The sequence below is a fragment of the Saccharophagus sp. K07 genome, from assembly GCF_014336955.1.
Classification (GTDB): Bacteria; Pseudomonadota; Gammaproteobacteria; order Pseudomonadales; family Cellvibrionaceae; genus UBA5868.
Genome location: NZ_QRAI01000001.1, coordinates 804,427 through 821,966, shown reverse-complemented (window position 1 = coordinate 821,966; position 17,540 = coordinate 804,427). Strand labels below are relative to the sequence as shown.

General features: G+C 47.2%; 14 protein-coding genes. 6 read left to right on the top strand and 8 right to left on the bottom strand.

What is annotated here, in order from left to right; all coding sequences use genetic code 11:
• Window positions 1-169 precede the first annotated feature (169 nt).
• Window positions 170-2,593 (bottom strand): PQQ-dependent sugar dehydrogenase, encoded by a 2,424-nt coding sequence (locus DWB84_RS03485; protein ID WP_187408347.1) that lies wholly within the window; start codon window positions 2,591-2,593, stop codon window positions 170-172.
• Here DWB84_RS03485 and DWB84_RS03480 point away from each other — a divergent pair.
• Window positions 2,586-3,008 (top strand): hypothetical protein, encoded by a 423-nt coding sequence (locus tag DWB84_RS03480; RefSeq protein WP_187408346.1) that lies wholly within the window; start codon window positions 2,586-2,588, stop codon window positions 3,006-3,008. The two genes, DWB84_RS03485 and DWB84_RS03480, sit on opposite strands and share 8 nt — an antisense overlap.
• A gap of 554 nt (window positions 3,009-3,562) precedes the next feature.
• Window positions 3,563-3,862, top strand: a complete 300-nt coding sequence (locus DWB84_RS03475; RefSeq protein ID WP_187408345.1) for a hypothetical protein — start codon at window positions 3,563-3,565, stop codon at window positions 3,860-3,862.
• A 58-nt stretch (window positions 3,863-3,920) separates the two neighbouring features.
• Here the strand turns inward: DWB84_RS03475 and DWB84_RS03470 are convergent, their stop codons facing one another.
• The 5 genes from DWB84_RS03470 to DWB84_RS03450 all read right to left on the bottom strand — a co-directional run bounded on the left by DWB84_RS03470 (window position 3,921) and on the right by DWB84_RS03450 (window position 8,018).
• Complete coding sequence (locus DWB84_RS03470) at window positions 3,921-4,580, bottom strand: alpha/beta hydrolase (protein WP_187408344.1); 660 nt, start codon at window positions 4,578-4,580, stop codon at window positions 3,921-3,923.
• Between the two features lie 64 nt (window positions 4,581-4,644).
• Window positions 4,645-5,817 (bottom strand): glutathionylspermidine synthase family protein, encoded by a 1,173-nt coding sequence (locus DWB84_RS03465; protein ID WP_187408343.1) that lies wholly within the window; start codon window positions 5,815-5,817, stop codon window positions 4,645-4,647.
• Between the two features lie 5 nt (window positions 5,818-5,822).
• Window positions 5,823-6,419 carry a DUF1190 domain-containing protein gene (locus DWB84_RS03460; RefSeq protein WP_187408342.1) on the bottom strand — a complete coding sequence of 199 codons (597 nt, stop codon included), beginning with the start codon at window positions 6,417-6,419 and terminating at the stop codon, window positions 5,823-5,825.
• Window positions 6,420-6,436: 17 nt separating this feature from the next.
• Window positions 6,437-6,850 carry a DUF350 domain-containing protein gene (locus DWB84_RS03455; RefSeq protein WP_187408341.1) on the bottom strand — a complete coding sequence of 138 codons (414 nt, stop codon included), beginning with the start codon at window positions 6,848-6,850 and terminating at the stop codon, window positions 6,437-6,439.
• A 226-nt stretch (window positions 6,851-7,076) separates the two neighbouring features.
• Window positions 7,077-8,018 (bottom strand): hypothetical protein, encoded by a 942-nt coding sequence (locus tag DWB84_RS03450; protein ID WP_187408340.1) that lies wholly within the window; start codon window positions 8,016-8,018, stop codon window positions 7,077-7,079.
• Between the two features lie 71 nt (window positions 8,019-8,089).
• On the opposite strand from DWB84_RS03450, the gene DWB84_RS03445 reads away from it, so the two are divergent.
• From DWB84_RS03445 to DWB84_RS03435, 3 genes are all read left to right on the top strand, one after another.
• Complete coding sequence (locus tag DWB84_RS03445; protein WP_187408337.1) at window positions 8,090-9,034, top strand: IS5 family transposase; 945 nt, start codon at window positions 8,090-8,092, stop codon at window positions 9,032-9,034.
• A gap of 185 nt (window positions 9,035-9,219) precedes the next feature.
• Entirely contained in the window at window positions 9,220-9,633 is a 414-nt protein-coding gene (locus DWB84_RS03440) for a peptidase inhibitor family I36 protein (protein WP_187408339.1), read from the top strand.
• An 80-nt stretch (window positions 9,634-9,713) separates the two neighbouring features.
• Window positions 9,714-10,802: a hypothetical protein gene (locus DWB84_RS03435; protein WP_187408338.1), complete on the top strand. Its 1,089-nt coding sequence runs from the start codon at window positions 9,714-9,716 to the stop codon at window positions 10,800-10,802.
• A 56-nt stretch (window positions 10,803-10,858) separates the two neighbouring features.
• Here the strand turns inward: DWB84_RS03435 and DWB84_RS19330 are convergent, their stop codons facing one another.
• Window positions 10,859-11,638, bottom strand: coding sequence for an AAA domain-containing protein (locus DWB84_RS19330; protein WP_370589678.1), 780 nt, complete (start codon window positions 11,636-11,638; stop codon window positions 10,859-10,861).
• 41 nt (window positions 11,639-11,679) lie between these two features.
• Between DWB84_RS19330 and DWB84_RS03425 the strand changes: the two genes are divergently transcribed.
• Window positions 11,680-12,624: an IS5 family transposase gene (locus tag DWB84_RS03425; protein WP_187408337.1), complete on the top strand. Its 945-nt coding sequence runs from the start codon at window positions 11,680-11,682 to the stop codon at window positions 12,622-12,624.
• On the opposite strand, the gene DWB84_RS03420 is transcribed toward DWB84_RS03425, so the two are convergent.
• The gene (locus DWB84_RS03420) at window positions 12,596-17,221 is read right to left on the bottom strand and encodes a DUF4011 domain-containing protein (RefSeq protein ID WP_187408336.1); all 4,626 of its coding nucleotides are present in this window, start codon (window positions 17,219-17,221) and stop codon (window positions 12,596-12,598) included. The two genes, DWB84_RS03425 and DWB84_RS03420, sit on opposite strands and share 29 nt — an antisense overlap.
• Window positions 17,222-17,540: the final 319 nt, after the last annotated feature.

The following is a 17,540-nucleotide window of genomic DNA, read 5'->3' as shown; positions in this document are numbered from 1 at the left end:
CCGTAGATTCCGGTTTTTAAAGAATTATTCCGAGAATCGGCAAGATAAAAACTGGTACTTTCATGTTAAAAAAGTGCCAATTTTTATCCCGCATATTAAAAGACAGGCAGTTCTAAGACCGTTGTTTGAAAACGCATTGAAAGCCGCCCTTATCGAGCAGCTTTCGCCCTCACCCTCCGTGGTTAGGGTTTAGCACAATACGCCATTTGTACTGTCCTTCGTCAGATAAGGGAGCCATACCCACACTGTCGTTTACGACTCTAAGGTAGTGACCATACCAGCGATTACGAACCAGAAAATAATCCTCTTCGGCGATCAATTCCCAGTGCGCACTCCACCACTCCGGTCTGATAGGGCCAATACTTAATTTGAGGTTTTCGTAATGTAAAAATAGATCATCGTCGCCAACAAGACTGATATGGTAGAAATTTTCGATTGCAGGCTTGATCTGCCATTCCACTTTATTTTCTGAATCCGTATTGACCAACGCAGGTAAGGAATTGGTTCGACCTAGAATAGTGTTTTCATCTTTGTGCAGTGCATACTTGCCGTCCAAAGGCCCCGCAATGGTGCGGCAAAAGTCCATATTATTAATCCAATCCCGAATTAATTCCGCGCTTTCCATATCCACATGATTGCGCGCCAATGGAGGCATTTTATTTTCATTGTTGGCGGATATGCGCTGCCAAATTAAAGACCTGTCAGCCACACCCGGTGCCAGCAAAAGAGCAGATGCTATTCCCAAATCACCCTGAATTGGTTCCACGCCACATGTATTGGTAAATATCAATTCCGTGCCGAATCTCAAATCCATATTACTCTGGCTAGTACCGCCCGGGCGATGACAATAAGAACAGTTGCTGTGTAAAAAGGCACGTGCTCGCTCACCTAAAGAAGCGGATAAATCTTTGCTGCCTGGTAATTTCAGAGCTAATTGATGTGGTCCTAGTTCACTGGAAAATAAATTTCGCTCAACAAACCAATCCAGCTGGTTTTGCCCAGTATTCGGACTAATTCGATTGAGCTGAGCAATTTCGAGCCCTAAACTGAATCCGGCGGCGGAGGTATGACATTGCCGACATTCTGCGCGGCTGGGGTAGTGCCATATCTGTCCGCCAAATTCCCTGTCCTCACTGGTCTCTAGCAAAATCGCTTCCGTGACATCATCGTTCCAGGCATAGCTGTAACCACTCCAACCTGAGTTTTCTTGATTAAGCAACAATCGCGTTTCTATCAATTTACCTTGTAAACGGAAATTTTTTAGCAGGATAGTGCCGACAGGAAAATGAAAGTCGCCTTGATCGTCTACTTCTATTTGGCTTTTTTCCGGCAGCGAAATAAATCGTTCTTTATCAGCTCCGTCCGACCAAAATGGCTCGTTAATGCTATAGGGCAACAACTTCGAATCCGGCTGAGTCACATCGCGTATATTCATACAACCGGTTTCGGATAATCGGACGGGCAAAGGTTTTTTGGTCGAATCATTGATCGTAGGGACCAACCGATATATGCCACCTTCTGTATAGTCCAGGATGTAAAGCTCACCATCATTATCTTCTGCAAATGCAGACACTGCTTTACCACTCGCGATCAACTGAACCCTCTCATAGCCGGATTCCCCAGGAATTTCTCTCAACCCCCAAATAATTCCACTGAGAAAATCACTAAATAGATAGGTCCCGTACAGTGACTCGATCACTCGACCTCGATAGACATATCCACCTGTTACTGACGAGCCGTCTACTCTTCCATAATCCCAAACGGGATTTTCAAAAGGCCCTGATGAACCGCAATTGATATATGTGGCATTACCTTCAAAACACGGCCAGCCGTAATTACCGCCATTAAAAATGCGGTTGACCTCTTCAATTTTGGCATGACCAACATCACCCGCCCATAAATCACCCGTTAATCGGTCAAAGCTCCAAAACCAAGGATTACGTAGCCCTATGGCATAAAGCTCAGGCAAGCCTCCTTGCACCAAATTTCCTGGAGCAGGCTCCCCCTCATCAGTTACGCGCAGTATAGAACCGAATGGATTATGGACGTTCTGTGCGTCAAGAGAATAGCCACCGTCTCCCATACCAATATACAAATAGCCATCTGGCCCAAATCGTATTTGTCCATTGTTATGCAAGTTGGCAGGCTGCTGAATTTCAAAAATTACCGTTTCTTCCAGCTTTCCAGAATTATCCTGAGCCAACGAAACACCATTATCCGATGATCGAAATCTTTTAATATGTGTTTGCAACGGTCTTCCATTCGCCCCATCCGTAGTGAACGATATATAGATGTATCCGTTTTGGTTGAAGTTTGGATGAAAGACCATGCTATATAGACCGCATTCATTACAACCACCCAGTCCTTCAGGTAAATAAACCACATTGTAATATTCACGCAAATCGACAAACGGGTTTACTATTATCTCTCCGCCGTCATCAACCAAACGCCAAATCATCCCATCTTGCTGAAGCAAGTACATAATTTTGTTGTTGCCCGGGAAAAATGTGAGCCCGGTCGGCAAGGTGAATTTCTGCTGGGGCACTATTTCCTGCAGAGAAATCGCCGCTGGTTGTTCGTATTCGGTGGCCAAACATAGGGCAAGGGATGGATTAGAACCGCCAGATGAGCTGGAACTTGAAGAGCTGGACGAACTAGAAGAATTCGACGAGCTAGAACTTGATGAACTACTAGATGATGAACCTGGATCAATGGGATTTTTTTTTGAACCATCAACACATGCTGAGAGCAGAATTAGAAAAACAATTATCCAGCACCGCATCATAGCTATGGACGCATCCACCACTGTACTTCCTCCTTTACTAAATTCTGAAAAATCTTACATATTGATATTTACTCAACACACATGGCAGAGCTTTTCACCCACTTTAAAAAGGCGTTGGATGTCGAAATTTTCCAGTAGAAAAGTGCTAATCCAGGACCACAACAATGGAAACAAAGTGCCAAATCACCCAATAAAACATGAAATCCATCAAACCATTGGATAAATGTCGCTTTTTAATTCAAATTAACGCAGTATTTATCAACAAGTTAAAATAATTCATTAAAAACCCAATAAATTCGCGTTTTCATGCATTTTCACCCATAGAGATTCCGTGACAAACTTCAAATTATTCGCCTCTAAACAAGATCCGGCGTTACTAAGATCTCTAAAGATTTTATACTTCCGACACTTAGATACAGATTTTAGAAGCATAATTCAAGAATCTGTTGTCATGTGTTTCATCCAAAATAATGTCATGGCAGAGAGGCCTAAAAAAATGGAACCACAAAAATATGTTGCCCTAGCTGGCCTAGCTCTTTTTTTAGCGGCTGCGGGAGTGAGCAAGGATCGGAGGTAACAATTGAGCAACTCACTATCCAAAGCACTCCAGCCTTTTGTGTTGAGTCATTCGGCAACAACTCCTATTTCTGCGAAAATATCGAAGATACCAATGACTACGTTATAAGGACTGGCAGCGGATGTGGAGGTCCGCAGCTTGATATCATTTGGGGCACCACCCGTCAGATCACCGCATCCAAAAGAAAAACGCCTCCTTTTGTGGCGGACGGTTGCGATTACGAAATATCTCTTATCAGCGTGGATAATGAAGTCGAAGACCCAGTGGGAACGCGATATAAAAATGGCGTCGGTTCCAGCGGGGGCGGACTTATAATGTATCGGGTGGCAGACGGCGAAAACTGGTTTTCTCTAGCGGGTTACACAAAGAAGGTTTATTGCGAGGATGACATCTGTGGGCAGGCTGCCGCTGGCACTCCGCTGTATATCCCAGGCAATACCGAGTTTGAATTAGTAGAAATTGACGGCGAAAGACATATTCAACTCGTTGCGTCCGAATAACCCGGACATTTATGCCTTTCGCAAAAGGCCGCGCAGCGGCCTTTTTATTTATCGATACTCAAAAAAGATTATTAATCCAGTTTCCAATATCCAAAAGCTGCTCCTGCACTACCTCATGCTCCATATCGTACTCACGCCAATCGACGTTATAGCCTAAAGCTGACAGACCATCCGCACTCATTTTTCCATATGACAAAGGCACAACAGTATCGTATTTGCCGTGCATGGCGAGTATGGGAGAATTTTTGTTTATGCCGGAGTGTTCTTGTTTGGCTAAGCTTAAAAATGGCAAATAGGTCGATAAGGCCAATATTCCAGCCAACTTATGTGGGCTGCGAATGCCGGTGTAATAAGCAACCGCCCCACCCTGGGAAAAACCTGCGAGCAGGATATTTTGGCTGGGAATTCCCTTTGCTATTTGTTCGGCTATCAAAGCTTCCAAGGCATTGCGCGATTGCGTCATGCCGGGGAGATCTTCTTTGTCGGTAATATCCATGCCTTTGATGTCGTACCAACCGGGCATGATATAACCGCCGTTGATGGTAATCGGGCGATCCGGTGCCTGGGGGAAGATAAAACGAATCGCGAGTTTCTCGTTCAAACCTAAATAAGGAATCACCGGAACAAAATCATCCGCACTTGCCCCAAGCCCGTGCAGCCAGATCACCGCGTGAGTTGGATTAGTCGTACCGTAAAGCCGCTCTATATATGTACTCATCGCTCTCTCCACTCTAAACAGCCCAACTCACATTGCGATTTCTGTGTGCACGCCTGGCGCTGCGTCAATCCAAAATAATATGCGGCACAAAGCGTGAGGTATCTTTGGTAATTAATGAGGAATCCTCACGAATACCAATTCCCGCGGCATAATCACCAACAACCCAACTGCCGATCAGCGTGTACACCTCTTGGTTGCGATTTTCGTCGTAGAATTTTGGCAATGGACAAAATTCCTGGCGAATAAATCGGCCTTGGCCGTAGGGACCATCAACAGCCAAACGCTGACCTTCATTATCGACCAATTGAATATTGGCGCCTTCGCGGGAAAACAGCGGTTTGCGCACCCAGCCTGAGGTTAAAGGTGCATTGGCGGCATCTTCGAAAAACGCGGGCAATAAATTGGGATGGTTGGGATAACGCTGCCACAACAACGGCAAAATGCCTTTATTGGACAACAGCATTTTCCAGCCGGGTTCGATAATTTTGGTGGCGCTGGTGTACAACACACCGGCAAATTCTTCCTGCAGCAAAAATTCCCACGGATACAACTTGAACAAACCCGCAATCGGAGTATTGTCCAAATCCACCAATTGCCCGTCGATTTCGCCAATATCCTCTATTGCCAAATAACGCGCATCGATACCAGCTTGGGTTGCCAAGTCCATTAAATAATGGACAGTTCCTTTATCTTCTGCGCTATTTCTCACGCTGGCAAAATGGAAGGGATTGGGCAAATACAATTCCCGAAATGCCTGCTCCAATTTATCCTGCAGAGAATTGAATTGATCCGCACCGGCAGGCAAAACCCCCGCTTGCATTTGCTCTTCCAGCCACACCCACTGGAAAAAACCTGTTTCAAACAGCGAGGTAGGTGTGTCGTAATTTAATTCGAGCAATTTGGCCGGACCAACGCCGTGGTAGGCAAAATCCATGCGGCCATATAGGTGGGGATCGCGGTTATTCCAGGAATTCCAAACGTAACTCCAGTAGTCGCGCGGGATATTTAATTGGGTGAGCATTTCCTCGCTGCGCGTGATATCTCCCACCATATCCAGAACCATCTCATGGAGTTCTTCGGTGGGAGCTTCCAAATCATTTTCGATTTGCTGCATGCGAAACTGGTAATACGCACTTTCATCCCAGTAAGGCTCATCATCGATGGTGTGAAAGCCAAATCCGACTTCTTCAGCAAAAGCGCGCCAATGGGCGCGCTCGGGACAACAAATCCGTCTCATATTAATTAGCCACCGCTAGAGTAGACTTTACTGGCCTGACCAAATCCGCCACGTCTTACTACTGTGCCTTGTTGGGGCGCCACCTTGGAGGGGGATATATTCTTGGCCCCGGTATAGTAGCTGCTGGCGCCCACGGACTGGTTGCTCGCCGTGCGGTATTCATCCTCATTGCGCGTTTTATACAAGGGTTGTGGCACATGGTTGGTATTCGCATTGGGAGCCAATCCACTCGCCTGCTGCGCACCACCGCCTTTCAAGCCGTTCATCATTTGACCGGCCAAAAAGCCCATCATCATCGGCATAAAAAAGCCGCTGCTGTGACTACCGCCCTCACCGGCTTTCGGCGCTTCTTCGCATTTGCCCGGGCCAAAATCCGCTTCGCACTCTGCGCGGCTGACATATTTGGGCGCTACAGTTGGATGTAGTCGCTCCGCCTTCGCATAATCCAAACGGCATTGTTCTTCGCTGTTGATGCCGGAACTGATGCACTCCTGCAAGGACCCGTATACCAATGCCGGATCTTTATTTGTGCTGCATCCTGCAACCAACAGTGAAGCGGCAGGAGCCATAAGTACCAGTGCGGCTTTTTTACTGCGTTTCATAATCTGCTATCTCCCAATTAATAGGTCATACAAGCGGCATTGATGTGTCCTACCGCTATGGCCACAGCAGCAGACAGCGCGCCTGCTGCAACTTCTCCCTTGGTGATGCGTTCCGGCAATTGCCGGACCAACACACGCAACACCACAAACGTTAAAACCTGCACGACCAATGCCACCGCACCCCAAATGGCGCAATCCAAAATGGACAGTGAGTGACTAATCGCGCTGGAAAGCGGAAGCGCAAAACCGATCAGTGCCCCACCGAACGCCAGCGCAGCGGAGACGTTGTTGGCGCGAATCAGCTCGAACTCGTGATGCGGCGTCACCCATGAATAGATGAACGAAAAAGCGACAAAAAGCGCTACTGCAACCGCAAAATAGGCAAGAAATGGAGGAAGACCATTAAGAGTGGTAAGCGTCGTTTCTAACACGGTGTTATCCCTAAGATTGTAAATAAAAGTGGGGCGGGATTCTGCCATAAAAAGGCGTGCGCCTCTATGCTCCCTTTACATGCCTATGTGCGAGGTACTGAACAGAAGAGGCAATCGCCATTTTTTGCTCAAACGGCGATCAAAAATAAAACAAGATTGGTTACGGATGATTGAAGTAAGGAATCCGACGATTTTTCGCCGGATTCCATACAACGAGGCTGGAAATTCACTTAATGGGCTGGATACGCCACTGCAATTTTTCTGCGGATTTTGCCTGACTTTCATCGACGACTCTCAAGCTCGAATCCGGAACAAAACGCAATCCAGGGAATCCATCATTGTCCGCCTTCCACTCCAGAGAGGATGGGGCATGAAATTTATATTCTCCCGGAAGACTTATTCCATCATGAGTAATTTGGTAAGTCGCTAACTCATTATTGTATGAAAGCGTTCCAAAGGAACCGTCAGAGAAAGCAATCCACGCAGTAGTGCCAGGGTCTGGCAGAAACTTTCCTCTCACCGTCAAAATAAAAGGCTGCCCAGCAACCACTTCTGCAGGTTCAAAAAATTGAATTTCGGTAAATCTTTTTTGCGCTGTAACAGGGAAAGTGTAATCAGCGATTTCCGGATGATCACTTTTGAGAGTGATAGAACCTCTAGCGGCCTCACCATTCTGCATATTGACTATGGCTTCATAGCCAACACTGATAACAATGTCTGTGATTTTAGTGTCTATATCGAACCAATCACCATCTTTCTCCGCCCACCATTGAAATGGCTGAGAGTTCAAAACATTTACTCCAACAATGCGGCTGGTCACTCTCTCATCCGACTCCCCACCTAATATAAATTCGACAAAGTGGTCATCAAAACCGGTGTAAAGATCGCGGACAACTCGAAAAGTATCCTGACCGCCCACAGCGGAAGTTGCCGTTATATCAGCTCTATATAATCCGGGCAGATCCTTCATTGCATTATTAACGGTGATATAGATAGAGCGCTCAAAAGGAGGCACTGAAGAAGTAGTAGTCCGAATATCGGATATCCAGTCCTGACCATCCAGATAACGAATCGAAAATCGCAGAAGCTGCAAACTGGTATCATTGTGCGGCACATAATATTTTGCATTGGCGGATCTCGTGAATGATTCCGGCAGTGCTGCACCCAATCTAAGGAGCCTCTGGTTAAGTCCAAAAATTTGGCATAATTAGCACAGCTCAACTCTTAGGGTAATCGATTATGAATCAGCTCACTTTTGCCGAAGCCGAATATAACGCAAAGAAGCGCAAAACCCGGCGGGAAAAGTTTCTCGAACAAATGGATACGCTGATTCCCTGGAAGCAATTGGAGCGCAAGATCCAGCGGCATTACCCCAAAAATGGCCAAGGGCGCCATCCCTACCCGTTAAATGTCATGCTGCGAGTTCACTGCATGCAGCTGTTTTACAATCTCAGCGACCCAGCTATGGAGGATTCACTGTACGAGATCGAATCCATGCGCAGATTCGCAGGCTTGAGCTTGAGCGGTTCCATACCGGACGAAACCACTATTTTGAAATTCCGCCATTTGTTAGAGCGCTACAATTTAGGCGAAGCCCTTTTTAAAGAAGTGAACCGCCATCTCGACAAACAGGGATTAATACTGAAAGAAGGTAGTATTGTTGATGCCACTATTATCGAAGCGCCCACCTCGACCAAAAATGAAAATGGTGAGCGTGATCCCGAAATGCATCAAACCAAGAAAGGCAACGAATGGCATTTTGGGATGAAAATGCATGTTGGCGTGGATGATACTTTGGGTGTTGTTCATACGCTAACTACCACGTCTGCCAATGAGCACGATATAACGCAATTGTCGGAACTGCTGCACGGCGAAGAGGGTACCGTTTGGGGCGACGCGGGATATCGCGGCGCAGAAAAAAGACCCGAGCTAAAAGATGTGGAAGTGGATTGGCTAATTAGTCAGCGTCCCGGTGTTCGCAAAACATTAAGAGGAATTGCCGCACGGGCAGAAAAAGCCAAGGCCCAAGTGCGAGCGAAAGTAGAGCACGTATTTTTAAAGATCAAACAGCAGTTTGGCTATGCCAAAGTGCGTTACCGGGGACTCGCCAAAAATACCAACCGGCTTTATGTTTTAGCGGGTTTTGCAAACCTGCTTACCTGCAAGAAATTCTTGCTGACCTAGGGTCAGTGCGCCTTAAATCTGGCAATTGGCCAGATTTAAGGCAAAACAAGTAGGAAAAACGGGAAAAATCATGCCTTTTCCGCCATGAATGAAATTGAGAATTATTCAAAAAATATGAGTGAAAAAATTTGAACTTAATCAGAGCTTCCTTAGAATCGCCTCCACCCAAATGGAGGGAAACAAAAATGAAAAATTCTTTAAAGGTTCTATTTTCTGCTACTTTTTTCTCAGCTTTTATTGGCGCCCCAACTGCATCTGCTTGTAGTGCTGGCTACACCTGTTTTAGTGATAGAGAAACAGGAAAATCGGGGAGCGTCCAATACAACAATGATGACTGGGGCGATTTTAAATGGGATAACAAGGCAGATTCGTTCTATAACAACGGAAGAAGTCAGAATAATTGCTTGTATACAGGCTACAATCAAAACTACGGGCAAAAAAAAGAGGACGTATTTCTGCTGAAGAAAAAACATACCCTTTACACTTGGGGACCAGTCATTCCGGTTAGCACAGTGCATGTGCTTCACGAATGGAAAGACGTCGTCTCATCTAACAAATGGACTGACGCAACAAAAGTGGAAAAATGCCCCAAACAATAACTCTTTCCAAGTCCCGCCTTAGGCGGGACTATTTTATCTATATTTAAATCACTTTAGTCATTTAAGTAATGAGACTGTGGATGCTGCAGCGACGCAAAATTTTAAGACGGCTCGGATACAGCTTTGCCGGAATATCTTTAATCTTTATCTCTTATCGATTACTTTCCGCTTCGGATCTAAATACGGAGAAAGTTGCTCAAATAGCAGAAGCCCAAGCAGCTCAATACCCAGAGATTGCGACTGAAATACTGATTTCGATGAAAACGCCCGAAATAAGCAAAGCAGAACTCGATGAAGAACAAGAATTCGAGGCCCCCTTGCAAGAACTTATTCCCAACGATGAACAGTCTCGCATGCTGCATGATGCGGAGGAAATTGCTATTTCGCGCTGTATGAATGAAAGAGGATTTGAATATATTCCTAACCGCTATTTTGCTAACGAAGAGCTTGACCCCTGGGGTGAAGCCATAAGCTCTGGCGATATAAAAGCGGCAAGCGAAATAGGCTACGGAATTTCCGCGGGCTTGGACAGTGAAGGACTACCTCTGCCACCCGATGCAAATGAGGATTTGCTTGCCCAACTCGATGAAGCAACACAAGTTGCGTGGGATGAAGCGTTTGGAGGAAAAAAGCCTGATCTTAGCGCCGTTCCACAAGAAGGCTCTTGGGTTAATGTCGAAGTGCCCGGCTTTGGCACTGTCGTCTGGGACACAGAGTCTTGCCTGTCAGACGCGCAGCGCTCGGTTTATGGGAACGATATAGAGCAGATGAAAGCGGAAGTTCTGGAAACGCAGATTCGAAAAAAAATTGACAATATTGTTGTTGAGGACGCGGATTATCAAAAGGCGCTTCAGGATTGGCAAAATTGCATGGCGGAAAAGGGCCTGACTTTTACTTACCCGGGTGAACCGAGCGTTTCATTGCGACGGCAATTTCAAAAAGGTGAACTTGATCGCGCAGCTCTAGTTGAAAAAGAAATCCAAATCGCCACACAGGACGCACAATGCTTTCAATCAGCAAAGTTGGACATTGCACAACGCGAAGCTGAACGTCGTGCGGATGCCGAAGTACGTGAAAAGTATGCCGAAGAGATTAAACGGCTTAAATCAAGCTTGGATACCGCATTGGCGCGGGCGGAACAGCTATTATCGGCCAACAATAACGAATAATTGTTTTGCGCCAGCAGAAACCAAGCTAATCACCAAGCGTCTGCCGACGATCAATTTTATTTCGTTTGTTCCAAACGGCGTTTTAATGCCGCATCAATAGTTTCTGACGCTTTCGCGCGATTGGTCCACCAATCGGTGGACCAGACTCTAAATAACGTCCACCCCAAGCCTTCCAATACGGATTGGCGAATTTTGTCGCGCTCTCTGGCGTATGCAGAGCTGTGGTACATGGCGCCGTCGCATTCAATACCGGCCAAATACAATCCAGGTTTATCCGGATGTACTATGCCCAAATCAATACGATAGGCGGATACACCGATTTGCGGATGTACGGTCCAACCTTTTTCCTGCAAGGCGCGCGCAACGGCAGTTTCGAAAGGTGATTCAAAATCCCCCATGGAACCGCGCACGGCAGCGGCCAAAGCAACGGGGCCGCGCTCGGCGTATTCGAGGAAATGTTTTAAATCGGCAACCGCGCGCGCTTGTGTGCGAGATAAATCTATGCGGTCCGATGGCATTGTGGAAAACACCATCATCTCGTGTCTTGCGCGCGTCAGAGCCACGTTTAATCGCCGCTCGCCACCGGTACGATTGAGAGGACCAAAATTCATGGTCATATGACCGGCTTCGTCCGGGCCAAAGGTAATGCTAAATAAAATCACATCGCGCTCATCACCTTGGACCGTTTCCAGATTTTTGACAAAAACCGGTTCCAGAGTACTTTCTTCGGAAAAAGCCCATTCTATGGATGGATCATCCGAGCGCGCTTTATCCAATAAGTCTTCGATTAATGTCTGCTGTTCTGAATTAAGGAGCCTCTGGTTAAGTCCAAAAATTTGGCATAATTAGCACAGCTCAACTCTTAGGGTAATCGATTATGAATCAGCTCACTTTTGCCGAAGCCGAATATAACGCAAAGAAGCGCAAAACCCGGCGGGAAAAGTTTCTCGAACAAATGGATACGCTGATTCCCTGGAAGCAATTGGAGCGCAAGATCCAGCGGCATTACCCCAAAAATGGCCAAGGGCGCCATCCCTACCCGTTAAATGTCATGCTGCGAGTTCACTGCATGCAGCTGTTTTACAATCTCAGCGACCCAGCTATGGAGGATTCACTGTACGAGATCGAATCCATGCGCAGATTCGCAGGCTTGAGCTTGAGCGGTTCCATACCGGACGAAACCACTATTTTGAAATTCCGCCATTTGTTAGAGCGCTACAATTTAGGCGAAGCCCTTTTTAAAGAAGTGAACCGCCATCTCGACAAACAGGGATTAATACTGAAAGAAGGTAGTATTGTTGATGCCACTATTATCGAAGCGCCCACCTCGACCAAAAATGAAAATGGTGAGCGTGATCCCGAAATGCATCAAACCAAGAAAGGCAACGAATGGCATTTTGGGATGAAAATGCATGTTGGCGTGGATGATACTTTGGGTGTTGTTCATACGCTAACTACCACGTCTGCCAATGAGCACGATATAACGCAATTGTCGGAACTGCTGCACGGCGAAGAGGGTACCGTTTGGGGCGACGCGGGATATCGCGGCGCAGAAAAAAGACCCGAGCTAAAAGATGTGGAAGTGGATTGGCTAATTAGTCAGCGTCCCGGTGTTCGCAAAACATTAAGAGGAATTGCCGCACGGGCAGAAAAAGCCAAGGCCCAAGTGCGAGCGAAAGTAGAGCACGTATTTTTAAAGATCAAACAGCAGTTTGGCTATGCCAAAGTGCGTTACCGGGGACTCGCCAAAAATACCAACCGGCTTTATGTTTTAGCGGGTTTTGCAAACCTGCTTACCTGCAAGAAATTCTTGCTGACCTAGGGTCAGTGCGCCTTAAATCTGGCAATTGGCCAGATTTAAGGCAAAACAAGTAGGAAAAACGGGAAAAATCATGCCTTTTCCGCCATGAATGAAATTGAGAATTATTCAAAAAATATGAGTGAAAAAATTTGAACTTAATCAGAGCTTCCTTAAATGTGACAACGCCGATAGAGCGGGAGCGAACTGCCTGATCTGGAGAGGTTAGTCGTCTAACAATTTCCGCCACTATGCTTTTGGCTTCGCCCAAATTGTGTCGGCCTTTGCCGCGCGCATAAAAACCTTCGCATTTGACCAGAGACACACCTTTATCCGGATGCACAGGCGCTGGAAAAGTCACCAGCGAGCTGTCGTAATAACGGCTATTGGAAAACGCAATCAAACTTTCACGTCTGGATCTGTAGTGCAGATTCAAAACTCGCTGCGGAATGCTGGAGCCAATCAATTCATCCAGAATACTTTCCAGATCGCCCTCATAATCCACCTCGCCATCCGGATCATCCTCAGAGCGGGCGAAGAAATTGGTCGGCGGCATTTGTTTGGGATCGCCCGCGACAATCACTTGCTGTCCACGCGCCAAAGCCCCCACCGCGTCCCACACGGTAATTTGCGAAGCTTCGTCAAAAATAATGACGTCGAACAAAGTCTGACTGGCCGATAGAAATTGCGCGACTGATAAGGGTGACATCATTAAACAGGGCGATAGAGAAGTAATCACATCCGGAATTTCTTCCATCAACTCCCGCACCGGCTTGTGCCGCGTTTTCTTTTGCAATTCATGACGCAAAATTCCCCAGGACGAACTGCGCTTGATATCGTCCGCATTGGGAATCTGACCGGAGAGTTTTGCTGCAATATAACGCGCGGTGAGCTGGCAAAATTCGGTATCCAATTTACGGAAGGCTTTGATATCCGCCTCGTGCTCCGGCGAGGAAAATGTTCGCAACACTTCGTCTTCGCCGATCACGGCAGCAGACCACCATGCGCAATAGGCGGCTTCAAAAACCTCTGTCACTTCATCCGGAGTCACACTGCCGTTTTCAATTGCTTCAACCAAGGGGGCAAGCTGACAATCCAGCGCTTCGGAACGTCTGCGCACCCAGCCACACCACTCTTTTAATGCGGTTTGATTTTCGATAATGCCGCTGCAAAGCACATCAATTTCTGCCAGGCCAGCAGAATGATTCTCCAAATGAGCAACCAATGTATTGCCGATCAATTCCTCGAATTTTTGTTTGGCAGAATTGAAAGCGTCCAGCGATGCAAGGAAATCCGTTACCACGCGCCCTACGGCAGCTTCTGGCGCTAGCAGATCATTGGCGTCGTAAAGCAAAGCGCGAATTTTGCCACGCATGGCCGTCATGGATTCCATATCGTCAGCCAGTTTGCCAACGGCAGTGCGCAAACGAATGGCAAGTGATTTCAGTGCTGTAATCGCTTCAGGATTGGAATCGTAGGAATTCCAATCACGCAGACCTTTTAGAGCTCGATCCAAACGATCAATATTGCGACCGGCATCGCGCAGTAGTTTCAATACTTCAATATCGTTATTGGGATCAGGGTTGCCTAAGGCACCGCCCTGCTTCAGCTCTTTAATAACAGCGCGTTTGGTAAAAAAGCTTTTGGGCCACCAAGTATTGTTCGCCTCGCGCCAACGCTCGCCCAATACATCTGCATCCAGTTTTTGCCACGCCAAAGGCGCGTACTGACAGCTTAATTTGGCCTGGGCTTGGATATATTTTTTGAGATAGTTAATCGCCTCTTCCAGAGCGTCCACACGTTCGGTTGCACCCGGTTCCAGCGCGAATGCGGACTGCTTGCGATAAGAATCCAGCAACACCTGACCCAATTCAGCCACCGCGTCAAATTTATGCAGTGGAACATTGCCTAGGCTTAAACCCAGAGCATTCCATAAAGAGGGAAATGCACGCTCCATATGTTTTGCCTGCACCTGCAATTGACGGGCGCTGTTGACGACCTCTTCTTGCCATTGAGGTCGCCAATCATGATTGGCAATAATGCGCAGGGAATGATTTTTGAGATTGCCGACAGCCTTGGACTGAACCTCCAACCATTGGGCAACTTCCCGCAATCTCTGCAATTGTTGCGTGTCGTGATAATCGGCATTCGGCCAGAAGAGTTTTATCTTTGCGGCAAGATCCGCATCCCTCACTTTAATGCCTATCGCATAGTGAGGCGTCAAACCGTTGCGGCGAGGGGTATGCAGTGCATCGACAACCCGATTCAAACGATCGCGCAAGGCTTTCAAACGCGCAGCTTCTTTTTCCCAACTGGAGGCATCAAGCTTGGATGAAGTCGCCCAGGATGTGCGCAACTGCTCCAATACATCGGCTTTTTTCGCTTTATTGGAATGCAATTCCAAACAGAAGTGGCCCAAACCAATATCTTTTAAGCGGCGATGTACAACCTCCAAGGCTGCGGTTTTTTCCGACACAAAAAGAACTTTTTTCCCTTTGCCCAGCATATGGGCAATCAGATTACTGATGGTTTGGCTCTTACCTGTACCGGGCGGACCTATAATCACAAAATCCTTACCGCGATCCGCCGTGGCTATGGCAGCCATCTGGGACGAGTCAGCAGGCAATGGCGTTAACAAATCGGATGGAGAATATTGTTTATCGATATCCGCTGGTTCCACAAAACGAATATCGCTTTCATAAGGCTCTCGCGGCGTTTCCAGCAGATGTTTTACCACCGGATTGCGCTTTAAATCCTCCGAACGATCAACCAGATCCTTCCACATTAAATATTTGGCGAAGGAAAAGTGACCGAGCACCACATCCTCGACAACTTCAAATCCCGGTACGCTTTTAATTGCGTGCCGCACCCGGTTCCATATGCCTGCGACATCAATACCACTCTGGTCTTGCGGTAATACGCTATTCAGGCCGGTCAGTTCGATGGCGAAATCCCGCTTGAGCATTTCAACCAGGGTAGTGTTGAACATGGGCTCATCATCGCTCGCCGTGACTTGAATACCACTGCGCACGGATTTTCGCTCTAGGGAAACCGGCAATAAAATCAGTGGCGCGCGATAGCGACGTTCCTCTTTGGTATTTTGTTTCCACAGCAAAAATCCAATCGCCAAAAATAAGGTATTGGAGCCGCTCTCTTTTAAAGAGGTCTGCGCTTTACGATAAATTTCGACTGCCCGCTTATCCAACTCCTCGGAATTTAATTCCACCAACAATTGTTTTTTGGTTAGGGCATCGCGCGCATATTCGGCTTTTAAAGCCTGCCCGGTGCGTTGACGATAAAGTTGCTCATCCTGTTCCAAACCCTGCAATTTAGGGAAAGGTGCAATGGAAATGCGCGCACCAGATGCCAGCATGTCTTCCAGCAAACCAGGATCTGTGCTGACAAAGGTAAGGCTGGTTTTACCCGATTTATGATTCAGCAAAGGATTGCGCGCAGACAAATCCAGCAATTTCCGCTGCCAGCGGTCCAGCCGTCCACTTGGCGTGTTGTCCACTTCTTCTACAACAACAGATGTTGGAAGATCAGGAGCGCTTTCCAGGACAGGCTCGTACGCAAAGGATTCCCCTGCGATAGCCGTCTGGTCGGACTGAACTTTAAGACTGATGGGATTAATGCGATGCGCTCGTGCGCGGCGAATATCAATGGCAGCGACAAATTCGTGCTCTCTGTCGCGAGAGATAACCTGCTCGCCAACCTTCACCGCTTGAGAAAACGGCGGCGCCGGGTGCTGAGCTACAAAGGTGGTTTCGATCAAAATCAATTCTTTAAGCGGTATACGCTGCCGCAGCACTTCCGCCTCACTCATCACCACACTGGCGAGATCTTCCGGCTCCAACCACAGTCCCACCAAAGCGTGATCCTTGGTAACCAGCACCAAAGGATTCAATCCGGCCTGTTCAAATGCGGCGGCAAACAATAATGTTGTGTCCAAACACGTCGCCACCTTGTTGGATTCAATTTTTCCCGGCAGCCGTATTTTTTGCCCGTTTTTCTCAAAACTGGCAGGTGGCAGTGCGTAACTCACCTGCATTTTGACGATGGCCGAATAAATAGCCGATGCCATCATCCACACCCGCTCGCGCGAATTTGACGTGTAGCCATTCATGGAATCGGGTTTACCGGCTTTGCGTAGAATCTGGCTCGCCTGATTCAACAAACGATCTACCGCCGGGTCATTCGGCATACAAAACGCCGCCAAAAGCTCCGGCATATAACCTGCGCCGCCCCATTCATTGCATGCCAGCAGTTCGACCTGCAGCACCTGCTCACCCAACACCTCACCAGCTCCGAGCACACGAATCGTCACAGTGCCACTCATAGACTCCGTCAAAGCAAACAAAAAGCCGCCATCAAGGAGCAGATCCCGATCACTAATATTTAATAAACCGCCAGCCGCAAGTTTATCCACCCGCCATATTTTGGGTTTGATAAACGCAGGAGAGGATTCCAAAGTAACCGACAAATCTTGAAAATCCGTGTCGCTTAGATTTTCAATTTTCAGCTCGGGCAAAATGGCTAACGCGCTTTGATGACAGGCAAAGTTGATTTTCTCGACCAGAGTTGCATGGATTTTTAGCGGTGAGGTGTTCTGATCGGGCATGGTATTATTTCCCTTCAATTTGGTGTGGTGCGCCAGTCGAGCAAGGATACACTTATGCATTAAATGGTGTCATTAAGCCTTGCCGCTTCGTTATCTTCCTATGTGCTGTAGATCAAGCCTTTTAAAACCGCGAATCGTTCTCACAGGGAATCCTATCCCTATCACTGTCCATTTTGGTATTGGGGCAGTTACGAATAAAAAACTCCGCTTCAGCACGAGAGTTCAAAAGCCGAACCCGCGGTCGTTATTCCAATTTTTTATTACACCTTGGGTTCGCATATCCCACCTGATAAGTAACAACTCACTTAATCAGTGTAGA